The 13,198-nt window shown below is 70.0% G+C and carries 12 protein-coding genes; 9 read left to right on the forward strand and 3 right to left on the reverse strand.

Annotation, left to right across the window (positions count from 1 at the left end; translation table 11 throughout):
* Positions 1-91 precede the first annotated feature (91 nt).
* Complete coding sequence (locus AC0NZN_RS17355) at positions 92-1,888, reverse strand: glycoside hydrolase family 15 protein (RefSeq protein ID WP_474593574.1); 1,797 nt, start codon at positions 1,886-1,888, stop codon at positions 92-94.
* Positions 1,889-1,966: 78 nt separating this feature from the next.
* Here AC0NZN_RS17355 and AC0NZN_RS17360 point away from each other — a divergent pair, with 78 nt between their 5' ends.
* The 4 genes from AC0NZN_RS17360 to AC0NZN_RS17375 all read left to right on the forward strand — a co-directional run bounded on the left by AC0NZN_RS17360 (position 1,967) and on the right by AC0NZN_RS17375 (position 5,853).
* Positions 1,967-3,331 carry a glucose-6-phosphate dehydrogenase gene (locus tag AC0NZN_RS17360; RefSeq protein ID WP_474593575.1) on the forward strand — a complete coding sequence of 455 codons (1,365 nt, stop codon included), beginning with the start codon at positions 1,967-1,969 and terminating at the stop codon, positions 3,329-3,331.
* A gap of 75 nt (positions 3,332-3,406) precedes the next feature.
* Entirely contained in the window at positions 3,407-4,399 is a 993-nt protein-coding gene (locus AC0NZN_RS17365) for an aldo/keto reductase (RefSeq protein ID WP_474593576.1), read from the forward strand.
* An 83-nt stretch (positions 4,400-4,482) separates the two neighbouring features.
* The gene (locus AC0NZN_RS17370) at positions 4,483-5,241 is read left to right on the forward strand and encodes a hypothetical protein (RefSeq protein WP_474593577.1); all 759 of its coding nucleotides are present in this window, start codon (positions 4,483-4,485) and stop codon (positions 5,239-5,241) included.
* A 48-nt stretch (positions 5,242-5,289) separates the two neighbouring features.
* On the forward strand, positions 5,290-5,853 hold the full coding sequence (locus AC0NZN_RS17375; protein WP_474593578.1) for a MarR family winged helix-turn-helix transcriptional regulator: 564 nt from the start codon (positions 5,290-5,292) through the stop codon (positions 5,851-5,853).
* A gap of 49 nt (positions 5,854-5,902) precedes the next feature.
* On the opposite strand, the gene AC0NZN_RS17380 is transcribed toward AC0NZN_RS17375, so the two are convergent.
* Positions 5,903-8,125 (reverse strand): MMPL family transporter, encoded by a 2,223-nt coding sequence (locus AC0NZN_RS17380; RefSeq protein ID WP_474593579.1) that lies wholly within the window; start codon positions 8,123-8,125, stop codon positions 5,903-5,905.
* Positions 8,126-8,249: 124 nt separating this feature from the next.
* Between AC0NZN_RS17380 and AC0NZN_RS17385 the strand changes: the two genes are divergently transcribed.
* Positions 8,250-9,044, forward strand: a complete 795-nt coding sequence (locus AC0NZN_RS17385) for a glycosyltransferase family 2 protein (RefSeq protein ID WP_474593580.1) — start codon at positions 8,250-8,252, stop codon at positions 9,042-9,044.
* Here the strand turns inward: AC0NZN_RS17385 and AC0NZN_RS17390 are convergent.
* Positions 9,010-9,897, reverse strand: a complete 888-nt coding sequence (locus AC0NZN_RS17390) for an alpha/beta fold hydrolase (protein WP_474593581.1) — start codon at positions 9,895-9,897, stop codon at positions 9,010-9,012. The two genes, AC0NZN_RS17385 and AC0NZN_RS17390, sit on opposite strands and share 35 nt — an antisense overlap.
* A 220-nt stretch (positions 9,898-10,117) precedes the next feature.
* Between AC0NZN_RS17390 and AC0NZN_RS17395 the strand changes: the two genes are divergently transcribed.
* The 4 genes from AC0NZN_RS17395 to AC0NZN_RS17410 are packed head-to-tail and all read left to right on the forward strand — an operon-like array spanning position 10,118 to position 13,183.
* Positions 10,118-10,861, forward strand: coding sequence for an ABC transporter ATP-binding protein (locus tag AC0NZN_RS17395; RefSeq protein ID WP_474593582.1), 744 nt, complete (start codon positions 10,118-10,120; stop codon positions 10,859-10,861).
* Positions 10,858-11,541, forward strand: coding sequence for an ABC transporter permease (locus tag AC0NZN_RS17400; protein ID WP_474593583.1), 684 nt, complete (start codon positions 10,858-10,860; stop codon positions 11,539-11,541). Before AC0NZN_RS17395 ends, AC0NZN_RS17400 begins: the two co-directional genes overlap by 4 nt.
* Positions 11,538-12,275, forward strand: coding sequence for an ABC transporter permease (locus AC0NZN_RS17405; protein ID WP_474593584.1), 738 nt, complete (start codon positions 11,538-11,540; stop codon positions 12,273-12,275). The genes AC0NZN_RS17400 and AC0NZN_RS17405 overlap by 4 nt, the downstream gene beginning before the upstream one ends.
* Positions 12,254-13,183, forward strand: a complete 930-nt coding sequence (locus tag AC0NZN_RS17410) for an ABC transporter substrate-binding protein (protein WP_474593585.1) — start codon at positions 12,254-12,256, stop codon at positions 13,181-13,183. Before AC0NZN_RS17405 ends, AC0NZN_RS17410 begins: the two co-directional genes overlap by 22 nt.
* Positions 13,184-13,198 lie beyond the last annotated feature (15 nt).

Raw genomic sequence — 13,198 nt, forward strand, 5'->3', positions numbered from 1 at the left:
GCGGACCTCCTCCGACGGCGTCAGCCTAGTGGCCGGGCGCGGGCCCCACTATGCCTCCCGAGGAGGCCTCGCCCGTTCACCGCGAGCCCTTTCACCGCGGCTTGTGCTCGATCCGCGCCAGGGCGTCGGCCGCGCGCACGAGCGCCAGGTGCGAGAAGGCCTGCGGGACGTTGCCGGCCTGGCGGCGCCCCTGGGGGTCGTACTCCTCGGACAGCAGCCCCACGTCGTTCGCGATGGCGCACACCCGATCCATGAGCGCATGCGCGTCCTGCAGGCGGCCGGTGCACGCGTACTGCTCGACGAGCCAGAACGAGCACGCGAGGAAGAGGTACTCGTCGCCGGGCAGCCCGTCGACATCCGTCGAGGTGCGGTAGCGGCGCAGCATCCCGTCGACCATCAGGTCCTGCTCGATCTTCTCCACGGTCGCCAGCATGCGCGGATCGTCGGGTCTGCAGTATCCGACCTGGGGGAGGAGCAGGAGGGATGCGTCGACCTCGGTCGAGCCGAAGTACTGGGTGAAGTGCCCGTCGGCGACGCCGTGCGTGTCGATGTCGTGTCTGATCCGGCTGCGGATCCGGCTCCAATGGGCTGGATGCCCCGGCAGACCGTGGTCCTCGACGGCGCGCACGGCACGGTCGAAGGTCGCCCACACCATCACCTGCGAGTGCGTGAAGCGGTGCGAGTCGCCGCGGATCTCCCAGAGCCCCTTATCGGGCCGACCCAGCTGATCGGCGGCGTACTTGATCAGGTGCCGCTCCAGCGGCCAGGAGAACTCGGACTCGGCGAGCCCGGCCTCCCGCGCGGCGGAGAGCGTCACGATCACCTCGCCGACGACGTCCGCCTGGTACTGCAGCGCCGCCCCGTTTCCGATCCGGACCGGCGCCGACCCTTCGTACCCCGGAAGGCTCGTGAGCTCGCTCTCCGCGAGGTTCCGCTCGCCGGCGAGCCCGTACATGATCTGCAGGTCGTTCGGGTCACCGGCGACCGCGCGCAGCAGCCAGTCCCGCCAGTGATCCGCGAACTCCACGAAGCCGTGATCGAGAAGCGCCTCGAGGGTCAGCGCGGCATCCCTCAGCCAGACGTAGCGGTAGTCCCAGTTGCGGGGGCCGCCGAACTCCTCGGGGAGCGATGTCGTGGCGGCGGCGGCGATGCCGCCCGTCTCGTGGTTCGTGAGCGCGCGCAGGATCAGCAGTGAGCGCACCACCAGGTCGTGATGCGGACCCCGGTGGTCGATCTCGTCGGCCCAGCTCTGCCACCAGCGCCGCGTCGTGCCGAGGGCGTCATCGGCGTCCAGCGCACGCGGAACTGCCCGATGGGACGGGAACCAGGTCATGCTCAGGTTCACGACGTCGCCCGCCGCCACGGTGACCGCGCCGTGGTGCACGTGGTCCACCGCGGCGAGCTTCGCACCGTGCAGGACGATGCCGTTCGGGCCGGCGATGGCCACCACCTCGGGATCCGCGTCGGTGCCGGTCTGCCGCACCCACGGCAGGGCGCGCGCGTAGTCGAAGCGCAGACGGAGCGTCTGATCGAACTCGACCGTCCCCTCGACGCCGACGACCCGGCGCACGATGTCGATGCGGTTGACGTCGACGAGCGGGTCGGGGTTGATCGGCATGAAGTCGTGGACCTCGGCCACGCCGGTCGTCGTCTCCCAGCGCGTGATGAGGATGAACGTGTCGCCGTCGTACCGTCGGCTGCTGTCGGCGTCGACGTCCCTCGGACGCACGCTCCAACAGCCGTTGTCCTCGGTGCCCAGGAGCGCCCCGAACACGGACTCCGAGTCCAGCCGCGGGAGGCAGAGCCAGTCGATGCTCCCCGACCGCGAGACGAGCGCGGCCGTCCGGCAGTTGCTGAGCAGTGCGTAATCTTCGATGGGAACCGACATCCCTCCCACGATTACACCTGTCGTCGGCAAGATGCGAGGGGGGTTGCGGTGGGCGCTGAGAGAACTAGCTTGGCCCTCATGCGATCCGCGACACTGCTCATTCTCGGGGCCTCCGGCGATCTCACGTCGCGGCTCCTCCTCCCCGCCCTCGGCCAGCTGCTGCAGCGCGAGCCCGATCGGGAGCTCACGCTGCGCGGGGCCGGGTCCGACGACTGGACGCGCAAGCACTGGCAGGATGCGGTGCGCGCGGCGTTCGCGAGTGCCGGCGCCGAGGACGCCTGCGACCGTGTGAAGGACACCGACTACACCCGGGCCGACATCACCCAGGCGAAGGACCTGGAGGCGCTCCTCGAGCCGATCACCGGCCCCCTGGTGATCTACTTCGCCGTGCCGCCGGCCGTGACGGTCGCCGCGTGCGAGGCGCTCGGGCAGGTGACGCTCCCCGAGGACACCATGCTCGCGCTCGAGAAGCCCTTCGGCGGTGACGAGGCGAGCGCTGCGAGCCTCAACCGGACGCTCCTCGGGCTCGTGCCCGAGGACCACGTCTTCCGTGTCGACCACTTCCTCGGTCGGGCGACCACCCTGAACGTGCTCGGAGTGCGGTTCGCGAACCGGGTCGTCGAGCCCCTGTGGTCGGCCGATCACATCCGGAGCGTGCTGGTGCGCTTCGACGAATCCCTCGCGCTGGAGAACCGCGCGCGGTACTACGACCACGCGGGCGCGATGATCGACATGCTGCAGAGCCACCTCCTGCAGGTGCTCGCCATCCTCACGATGGAGCCGCCGGCCACTCTCGGCCACCGTGACCTGCGGGATGCGAAGACCGCCGCACTGCGGGCGACCCGCATCTGGGAGGACAACCCGGTGCACTTCTCCCGCCGCGGCCGCTACACCGCAGGGACGATCGGCGACCGCAGCATCCCGTCCTACGTCGACGAGCCGGGAGTCGATCCGTCGCGGGAGACCGAGACGCTCGCCGAGATCACGTGCGAGGTTCGCACATCCCGGTGGGCGGATGTGCCGTTCACGCTGCGATCCGGCAAGGCGATCGTGCCGAACACCGCCGAGATCGTGGTCGTCTTCCGCGACGTGCGGCACCTGCCCGACGGGTTCGGCGGCACTCCGCCGGACGGCGGCGTCCTGCGCTTCTCGCTCGGCCCCGACGCGATGGCGCTGGAGCTCAACGTCAACGGCGGCGACGACCCGTTCCAGCTGCACCGCCGGACTCTTGGCGTCGATCTCGGCGCAGGTCGCTCGCGCGCGTACACCGAGGTGCTCAGCGAGCTGCTCGACGGGGACGTGACCCTGTCGGTCGGCGCCGGGGCGGCAGAGGAGTGCTGGCGGATCATCCAGCCGGTCCGCGATGCCTGGCGACGCGGCGACGTGCCGCTCGAGGACTACCCGGCGGGCTCGCGCGGCCCCGCCGACTGGCCGTCCTCCTGACGCCCGCCGCCTCTGCGGTCGTGCGGTCGTGCCAGGCTGGAGGCATCCATCCATCCGCTCTCGAAGGGAGCCCCCATGCAGCAGCGCCCGCTCGCTGACACCGGCCGCGAGGTCTCGGTCATCGGACTCGGCACGTGGCAGCTCGGCGCCGACTGGGGTGCCGTCAGCGAGGACGATGCGACGGCGGTGCTCGCCGCATCCGCCGATCGCGGCGTGACGCTCTTCGACACCGCCGATGTCTACGGCGACGGCCGCAGCGAGTCCCTGATCGGACGCTTCCTCGCCGCGCGTGGCGGCCACGGCATCACGGTCGCCACCAAGATGGGGCGACGGATGCCGCAGACCCCGCAGAACTACACGGCCGAGAACTTCCGCGCCTGGACAGACCGCTCCCGTGGCAACCTCGGCGTCGACACCCTCGACCTGGTGCAGCTGCACTGCCCGCCGACGGAGGTGATCGAGGACGACGCGACCTATGACGCGCTCGACGCCCTGGTCGCCGACGGGACCATCGCCGCCTACGGCGTGTCCGTCGAGACGTGCGCCCAGGCGCTCGCGGTCATCGCACGGCCGAACGTGACGAACGTGCAGATCATCTTCAACCCGTTCCGGCTGAAGCCGCTCGACGAGGTGCTGCCGGCAGCCGAGGCCGCCGGTGTCGCGATCTTCACGCGCGTGCCGCTCGCGTCGGGCCTGCTGTCGGGCAAGTACACGTCCGGCACGACGTTCGCGGCCGACGATCACCGCTCGTACAACCGCCACGGCGAGGCGTTCGATCGTGGCGAGACGTTCTCCGGCGTCGACTACGAGGTCGGCCTGAGGGCCGCCCATCAGCTCGCGGACGCCCTTCCGGACGGGGTGTCCCTGCCTGCGGCGACGCTCGCCTGGATCGCCTCGCAGCCGGGTGTCACCGCCGCCATCCCCGGCGCGCGGTCGGTCGCCCAGGCCACGTCGAACGCGGATGCCGCGACCCTGCTCGACCGCGGTTTCGACGTCGTCGCGTTCGACGCCGTCGTGCGCGACGTCTACGACGAGCTGCTGCGCGAGGCGATCCACCCGCTCTGGTGAGCGCGATCAAGTCACTGCCGCGTGCATCCGCGCCGGGTTTCGCGACGTCTTCCGCGTGAATCGCGCGAATGGGACGATGGACCATGGCGACCGATGCTGCAGACGCCCCGGACGGCCCGGCTCCGGCCGACACCGCGATGGGTGCGGCGGGGGATGCGGGGCGCACCGATGCCGCCCTCGCGCGCAGGCTGCAGATCCTCGCCACCGAGCACTGGGGTCTCCTCGCGGCGCGCAGCACCGCGCAGAGCGAGGTGCTCACCCGCATCACGATCTACCTGACGCTCGTCTCCGCCGGCCTCGTGACGATCGGTCTCCTCGGGCAGGCGACCCATTTCGCGTCGTGGTTCCCCGTGGCCGCACTCGGCATCCTGGGCTTCCTCTCGGTCGTCGGCATCCTGACGCTCATGCGCGTGCTGACGGTCTCGGAGGAGGACTTCATGTACGTCACGGCGATGAACCGGATCCGCGCCGGGTACGCCCGCGTCGACCCGTCCGCGGCCGAGTACTTCCTCGCCTCGACCCACGACGACGAGCTCGGCATGCGGATCACCTACTCGTTCTTCCGCAACCGCGGCGGTCTGGAGCAGGTGCTCGGCTCGACGGTGATGCTCAGCATCCTGGTCAACGCGACGGTGGCGGGCATGTTCTTCGGCGGGCTCTGCGCGGCGCTCGGGATGCCGGTCGCCGGCGCCGTGGTCGTCGGGGTGGTGGTGGGGCTGTGCGTCGTCGGCGCGGGTGTCGGGTACGCCGGATTCTGGTTCCTCTCGGCGTGGCGGCGCTACACGCCGCTCAGTCCGAGCGACGGCCCGCCGGCGTACTGGCGGGTGCGGCGCCCGCGCTGACGGCGCGCGCATCCGCCCATTCATAGCTTTCGGGGCGAGAATGGAGGGATGACCCTCGAGGATGCTGCGGCGCCCCGTGTCCGCGCGTCCGGACCGGGGATGCGCCGAGATGCCGGCGTGGCGATCCGCGGCGCGGAGCTGCCGGCGCGCACGGCCGGCGGCGTGCCGCCGCGCGAGGACGCCGTGCTGGCCCTGATGCGAGCGGTGCGCTCGTTCGGCGACGCGCACGATCGGATGAGCGGCGCCATGAAGCGCGACATGGACATGAATGTCACCGACCTCGCCGCTCTCCGGTTCCTGATCATGCGCGCGGACAAGGGGTCAGTCGTCACGCCGGCCGAGATCGCGCGACACCTGCGCATCTCGACCGCCTCGACGACGAAGCTGCTGGATCGGCTCGCTGCGGCCGGCCATGTCGAACGGTGCCCGCATCCCTCCGACCGCCGCGCCCTGATGGTCCAGCTCACCGATCACGCGAAGTCCGAGTTCTTCCGCCTGTTCGGTGCGCGCCTGGGCGCCATGCGCGCCGCCTTCGAGGAGTTCACCGACGAAGAGCTGCGCCTGGCGGCCCGCGTGCTCGAGGTCACATCCAGCGCGATCGACAGCGACTGAACCCTCTCTCGTTGATCAGGGCCGCTCCCACGGCCGCGCGTCGAGGGTGTCAGGGTGCGGCGACCAGATCCGCGCGCTCCTCGGCACCTCCCGTCGCGTCCTCATCGCGCCGGGCGAGTCGTGAGGGCCACCAGATCGCCCGCCCGATGTCGTAGGTGACGGCGGGCACGAGCAGCGAGCGCACGATGAACGTGTCGAGCAGGACGCCGAACGCGACGATGAACGCGATCTGCACGAGGAACAGGATGGGGATCACCCCCAGAGCGGCGAAGGTCGCGGCCAGCACGATGCCCGCGGAGGTGATGACCCCTCCCGTGATGACGAGACCGCGCAGGATGCCCTCGCGTGTGCCGTGGCGGACGGACTCCTCCCGCACGCGCGTCATGAGGAAGATATTGTAGTCCACGCCGAGCGCGACGAGGAAGACGAACGCGAACAGCGGCACGGCGGGATCGGCTCCGGGGAAGTGGAAGATCCCGTTGAAGACGAGCGCCGACACCCCGAGCGCGCTCGCGAACGACAGCACGGTCGTGGCGATGAGGATCACGGGTGCGACGATCGCGCGCAGCAGCAGCATCAGGATGATCAGGATGACGGCCAGCACCACGGGGATGATGAGCGTCCGGTCGCGGATGGATGCCGCGTTCGTGTCGACGGCGGTGGCCGTGACGCCACCCACCTGCGCCCCCAGCGGGTCGAGGTCTGCACGAAGGCGGTGCACCGTGTCGGCCGCCGCCGTCGAGTCGGCGGCGTCGGTCAGCGTTCCCTGCAGCAGGACCTTCCCGTCCACCACGGTCGGCGCCGGCGTCGGCTGTCCGGGCGGCCCGACCGCCGTGAGTCCGTCATGGGTGACCGTCGCGCTGCCGCTCGGGCTGTCCTTCGAGACGACGCTGACGCCCTTGACTCCGGAGTCGTCGAGCAGCACGTCGGCCGCGTCCTGCAGCTTCTGCTCGTCGACGAGGACGTAGACGGGGCTTCCGGAACCTGCGGGGAAGTGATCGCCGAGCACCGCCTGGCCGTCGCGGGCATCGGAGTGGCCGAGGATGAGGTCGGACTGCGCCACCCCCTGCGCGTGCAGCTGGGTGACCCCCAGCGCCGCGGCGCCGAGAAGGATCGTGACGACCACCCACGTGAGGCGCGGACCGCGCTGGATGAGGCGGGCGACCCGCGGCCACGGACCGCGCCGGGTGAGGACGTCCTCCGCCGCGGATTGCGGATCGTACGCGGGCCGGCGGGGCCAGAAGACGGCCCGGCCGAACACGAAGAGGAAGGCGGGCAGCAGCGTGAGCGCTGCGAGCATGGCGAACACGATGCCGATCGCCGCGACCGGCCCGAGCGTGCTGTTGGACTTCAAGTCGCTGAGCAGCAGGCACAGGAGGCCGGCGATGACGGTGCCGCCGGATGCGAGGATCGGCTCGAACGATCCGCGCCACGCCTTGAGCACGGCCGCGCCCTTGTCATGGGTGGACCGCAGCTCCTCGCGGAACCGCGAGACGAGCAGCAGCGAGTAGTCCGTCGCCGCGCCGATCACGAGGATGAACAGGATGCCCTGGGTCTGGCCGCTGAGCAGCAGCACGCCGCCCTTGGCGAGCCACCACACCGCGAGCAGGGCCACGCAGAGGGCGAACATGCTCGTGAGGAGCACCACGACAGGCAGCAGCAGCGAGCGGTACACCGCGACGAGGATGATGAAGACGGCCAGGAGCGCGGCTCCCAGCAGCACGCCGTCGATGCCGGAGAACGCGCCGACGAGATCGGAGGTGAAGCCGGCGGGCCCCGTGATGTGCACCTGGATGCCGTCCGCCGCCTGGTCGCGCAGCTGCTGCGAGATGCTCGCGACCACTGTCGCGATCTCGGCTTTCGCGTCGATCGGGATGAAGGCCTCGGCGGCGCGCCCGTCGTCCGAGACGATGACGGGGGAGACGTCTCCGTTGATGCCGGGTGTGTCCTTGGCGGAGTCGAGGGCGTCCTGGATGGCGGTCTTCTGGGCGGCGTCGATCGTGCCGTCGGAGCTGAAGACCACGACCGCGGGCAGCGAGTCGGAGCCGAGGAAGTCGCCGAGGCTCTTCTGCACGACCGTCGCGTCGGCGGAGGTCGGCAGGTACGAGGTCTGCTCGTTCGAGGACACCTCGTCGACCCGGCCGAAGAGCGGACCGCCGAGGCCGGCGGCGATGAACCAGGCGATGATGAGCGCGGCCGGGATCAGGATGCGGAGCACCCGATGCGGGCGTCGGCGAGCAGTGGTCTGTTCAGCAGCGGCGGGGGCGGTCATCCTGTGTTCCCTCTGTCGTCGATATTGCTAGATAAGCTAGCGATCTAGACGATAGCACCTGCGAACCGCCGAGATCGCCATCGGCGCGGCTTCCGTCGTTCCGCGGGCATATGCTGAACCACGTATGAGCACTCTCAGCGTGGTCATCCCGTCGTACAACGACGCGGAGATGCTCCGCGAATGCCTCCGTGCACTCGCGGCCCAGACACGTCGCGCAGACGAGTTGATCGTCGTCGACAACGGGTCCACAGACGACACGGCAGAGGTGGCGCGCGCCGCTGGGGCCCGGGTGATCGTCGAGCCGGTCAGGGGAGTGCTGCACGCGACGGCCGCGGGCTTCGACGCCGCGAGCGGCGACATCATCGGGCGGCTCGATGCGGACTCCCGCCCGCACCCCGACTGGGTCGCGCGCGTGATGGCGGATTTCCGGGAGGATCCGACTCTGGATGCCGTCACCGGTGGCGGCGTCTTCTACGGCGGCCGGGCGTTCTGGCGCTTCGTGGGGCGGTGGGGCTACCTCGGCGGCTACATCGTCTCGATGCGCCTGGTGCTCGGGCGCACGCCCCTGTTCGGCTCGAACTTCGCGCTGCGTCGGGAGATCTGGCACGACGTGCGGGGGCGCATCCATCTCGACGATCCCCGCACGCACGACGACCTCGACATCACGTGCGTGCTCGACCCCGATGCGAGCGTGGACTACGACCCCGGACTCCTGATGCCCGTGTCGGCGAGGCCGTTCGACACGTGGACGGGATTCCAGCGCCGTGCCTCCTGGGCATTCCACGGGCTCGGCGTGAACCTGCGCGAAGTGCCGTGGCTCACCCGCCTGCGCCTGACCGCCGCAGGGCGCCGGCGGCGGCGCGCGCGCCGCGCGGCGTACGAGGTCAGCCTTCGATCAGTTCCCGCATCGCCCGAGTGACCTGATTCGGCGCGGTCTCGCATGGGCTGTGCCCGGTGGCGAGGACGACGAGCCGTGCGCTGAGGCGCTCTGCGTACGCGCGGTGCAGCTCGTTCGGGAACAGGTCGTTGGAGCCGGTCACCAGGAGCAGCGGGATGCCGGTCGCCCGCAGCGCCGCGTCCAGGTCGGGCGTGCGCTTCATGAGCGCGATCATGTCCCCGACGCTGCTGCGGCGGGTGTACTCGAACCGCGCCGTGACGAACTCGGCGCGATCCACGGGCGCCCGGTGCACGTTGTGGCGCAGCGCGACGATGAAGGCCGGGCCGAGCGCGCGCCCGGGGATGAAGGGGCTGAACGGCCCGAGCCACTTGAAGCCGCGCAACGACTGGCCGCTCAGGGGAGGCGCCGACAGGAGCGTCAGGCTCGCGAACAGGTCCGGGTGTGCGATGGCGAGGACGGATGCCACGGTCCCGGCGAAGGAATAGCCCAGCACATGCGCGGGCGTCCTGCCCGCCTCCAGCACGGCCTGCAGGTCGTCGACGAACAGCTCGAGGCTGTATCGGTCGCTCGGCGGATCGAGGTTCTCGGGACCGGCCGCGTACGACTCGTACTGTCCGGACATGTCGAACGACTCGACGCGGTAGCCGCCGCCGGCGAGGAGCGGCATCATCAGGACGAAGTCCTCCTTCGACCCGGTCATCCCCGGCACCAGGAGGATGCGGGTGCCGTCGGCCGGGCCCATCGACACCATGGCGAGCGGGCCGCTGGGCGCGGGGAACATCGAGCGCTCGGCCTCCGGCGGCCACAGGCTCCAGTCGATCGGGCCGAGCGCGTCATCCAGGCGGGCGGCCTCGCCCATCGAGCCGGCGTTCATGCGGGCACCGAGACTGCGTCGGGAATCCGCATCCCGCGCGCCGCCGGTCGATGGGTCATGGCCAGACTCTAGTGGGCTGGTGAGAGCGTGAGGGGCAGCGGACACGGTGTCCCGTGTGGTGCGGATCGGGCGCCGAGCTCGTGTAACGACAGGTCACGCGAACCGGTGAATCGCCTGCGTGCTGTGCGCCGTGGGGGTGGCCCCCACTAGCGTGAGGATAGTGATCGAGTTCCGCACGGTGACGAAGCGCTTTCCCGACGGCACGCTGGCGGTGACGGACCTCGACCTGGTCATCCCGCCGCGCCAGGTCACGGTGTTCGTCGGCTCCTCGGGCAGCGGCAAGACGACGATCCTGCGGATGATCAACCGCATGGTCGATCCGACGAGCGGGTCGGTCCTGATCGACGACGTCGACATTGCCACGCGCGAACCGGTGGCCCTGCGCCGCTCGATCGGCTACGTCATGCAGAACTCCGGCCTGCTGCCGCACCGCACCGTCATCGACAACATCGCGACCGTGCCGCTGCTCGACGGGGTCAAGCGCAAGGAGGCGCACAAGCGCGCCTATGAGCTGATGGATGTCGTGGGTCTGGAGCGCTCCCTCGCGACCCGCTACCCGGCCCAGCTGTCCGGCGGCCAGCAGCAGCGCGTGGGCGTCGCGCGCGGGCTCGCCGCCGATCCGAACATCCTGCTCATGGACGAGCCCTTCGGCGCGGTCGACCCGCTCGTCCGTGCCGAGCTGCAGGTCGAGCTGCAGCGTCTGCAGCGCGAGCTGGACAAGACCGTCGTGTTCGTCACGCACGACATCGACGAGGCGTTCCTGATCGGCGACCAGGTGGTGCTCTTCAAGCCGGGCGGCATCATCGCGCAGGCCGGCTCGCCCGCCGATCTGCTGGAGCATCCCGCCGACGACTTCGTCACCAGCTTCATCGACGCCGGGCGCCCCAGGAGCATCCTGCGATGAACTGGTTCGCCGAGAACTGGCAGCAGCTGCTCGCCTACACGGCTGCGCATGTGGGACTGAGCATCCCGCCGATCATCGTCGGATTCGTGCTGTCGCTGCCGCTCGGGTGGCTGGCCAACCGCTACGCGGCCTCCCGGGGGGTGCTGCTCAGCGGCGCCGGCATCCTGTATGCGATCCCGTCGCTGCCGCTGTTCGTCCTGCTGCCGTCGATCATCGGCACGAAGATCCTCGATCCCATGAACGTCGAGGTCGCGCTGTCGCTGTACGCGCTGGCGCTGATGCTGCGCACGACCGCCGACGGCCTGGCCGCGGTCGACGGCGACGTCAAGCTGTCCGCGACCGCCGTGGGCTACGGCGCGTGGCGGCGGTTCTTCGGGGTCGAGCTGCCGCTCGCCGGGCCCGTGCTGCTCGCGGGCCTGCGCGTCGTGTCGGTGAGCACGGTGTCGCTCGTGACCATCGGCTCGGTCATCGGGGTCAACAGCCTGGGCTTCTACTTCCTCGACGGCTACCAGCGCGACTTCCCGCTCGAGGTCTGGGTCGGGATCGTCGGCACGCTCATCATCGCGCTCGTCTTCGACGGCGTGCTGACGCTCGGAGGTCGAGTCCTCATGCCGTGGACGAACGGCCGCGCCGCCCGGCGCGCCATGCGCAAGGTCAGCATGGAGGCGGTGAACGCGTGAATCCGTACACCGGCGCCATCGCCTGGCTGCTCGACCCCGTGAACTGGACGGGCGCCGGCAGCATCCCGCAGCGGCTCACCGAGCACATCGTCTACTGCGTGATCACGCTCATCATCGCGATGATCATCGCCGTCCCCGCAGGGCTCTACATCGGGCACACCGGACGCGGGCGCGCCATCGTGGTGCCGTTCACCGGCGCGCTGCGCGCGCTGCCGACGCTGGGTCTCGTGATCCTGCTCGCGCTGTGGCTCGGGCTCGGGCTGGTCCCACCGCTGATCGCCCTCGTCATCCTGGCGATCCCACCGATCCTCGCCGGGGCCTACGCGGGCGTCGAATCGGTCGACCCGGCGACGAAGGACGCGGCCACGGCCACCGGGTTCACGGCGTGGGGAGTGCTGACGCGCGTCGAGGTGCCGCTCGCACTGCCGCTCATCGTGGGCGGCATCCGCTCGGGAACGCTCCAGGTGATCGCGACGTGGACCGTCGCCGCCTACCTGCCGCTCGGCGGCCTCGGCAGATTTCTCTACGACGGACTGCCCGTGCGGAATTATGCGGAGATGCTCGGCGGTTCCATTCTTGTGATCCTGCTTGCACTCGTCGTCGACGGGCTGTTCGCCCTGACGCAGCGGCTCGTGACGCCGAAGGGCGTCATCGCCGGGCGGGTACGTGATGTCCGCACCCCGACCAGATCGACCCAACGAAAGGAACCAACATGGTTCGCACCAGAGGCCTGATGGCCGCCGCGGGGATGCTCGCGCTCGCCTCGCTGTCGCTTGCCGCGTGCTCCTCCGGAAACCCGCTCGACACCAGCTCCTCGGCCGCCGGAGGATCGTCCTCCAGCTCGTCGGTCGTTGTCGGCTCCGCCGCCTTCCCTGAGAACGAGATCCTCGCCTACGTCTACGCGGATGCCCTGAACCAGAACGGCATCAAGGCGACCGTGAAGCCGAACATCGGCCAGCGCGACGCGTACATCGCGGCGCTCAAGGACGGCTCGATCGACATGGTCCCCGAGTACTCCGGCAACCTGCTGCAGTACTTCGACGCCAAGGCCACGGCGCAGTCGAGTGACGACGTGTACGCCGCGCTGCAGAAGGCCGTGCCCTCGGGCTACGAGGTGCTCGCGAAGGCGGAGGCGCAGGATGCCGACTCCTACAACGTGACGAAGGCCTTCAGCGACCAGTACGGCGTGAAGAGCCTCGACGACCTCAAGAAGGTCACGATCCCGTTGAAGGTCGCGGCCAACCCCGAGTTCCAGACGCGTCCGTACGGCATCCCCGGGCTGAAGTCGGAGTACGGCGTCACCGCGACGCTCGTCCCGATCAGCGACGGCGGCGGCCCGAACACGGTCAAGGCGCTCACCGGGGGCGATGTGCAGCTGGCCGACATCTACTCGACGACGCCGTCCATCAAGTCCGAGAACCTCGTGACGCTGAGTGACCCGAAGAACATGATCCTGGCGCAGAACGTCGTGCCGCTCATCTCGAACAAGGCTGCCAGCGACAAGGTCAAGGCCGTGCTCGAGAAGGTTCAGGCCGCGCTCACGACCGACGACCTCATCCAGATGAACACGAAGAGCTCGGTCGACAAGCAGTCCGCCGACCAGATCGCCAAGGAATGGCTCAAGTCGAAGAGCCTCTTCTAGTCGCCACGCGCAGAG

The sequence above is a fragment of the Microbacterium sp. sgz311019 genome, assembly GCF_056135325.1.

What these genes read in the sequence shown, in the direction of transcription:
- AC0NZN_RS17355 (WP_474593574.1), bottom strand. Translation starts at nt 1,888, where the DNA reads ATGTCGGTTCCCATCGAAGATTACGCACTGCTCAGCAACTGCCGGACG.
- AC0NZN_RS17360 (WP_474593575.1), top strand. Translation starts at nt 1,967, where the DNA reads ATGCGATCCGCGACACTGCTCATTCTCGGGGCCTCCGGCGATCTCACG.
- AC0NZN_RS17365 (WP_474593576.1), top strand. Translation starts at nt 3,407, where the DNA reads ATGCAGCAGCGCCCGCTCGCTGACACCGGCCGCGAGGTCTCGGTCATC.
- AC0NZN_RS17370 (WP_474593577.1), top strand. Translation starts at nt 4,483, where the DNA reads ATGGCGACCGATGCTGCAGACGCCCCGGACGGCCCGGCTCCGGCCGAC.
- AC0NZN_RS17375 (WP_474593578.1), top strand. Translation starts at nt 5,290, where the DNA reads ATGACCCTCGAGGATGCTGCGGCGCCCCGTGTCCGCGCGTCCGGACCG.
- AC0NZN_RS17380 (WP_474593579.1), bottom strand. Translation starts at nt 8,125, where the DNA reads ATGACCGCCCCCGCCGCTGCTGAACAGACCACTGCTCGCCGACGCCCG.
- AC0NZN_RS17385 (WP_474593580.1), top strand. Translation starts at nt 8,250, where the DNA reads ATGAGCACTCTCAGCGTGGTCATCCCGTCGTACAACGACGCGGAGATG.
- AC0NZN_RS17390 (WP_474593581.1), bottom strand. Translation starts at nt 9,897, where the DNA reads ATGAACGCCGGCTCGATGGGCGAGGCCGCCCGCCTGGATGACGCGCTC.
- AC0NZN_RS17400 (WP_474593583.1), top strand. Translation starts at nt 10,858, where the DNA reads ATGAACTGGTTCGCCGAGAACTGGCAGCAGCTGCTCGCCTACACGGCT.
- AC0NZN_RS17410 (WP_474593585.1), top strand. Translation starts at nt 12,254, where the DNA reads ATGGTTCGCACCAGAGGCCTGATGGCCGCCGCGGGGATGCTCGCGCTC.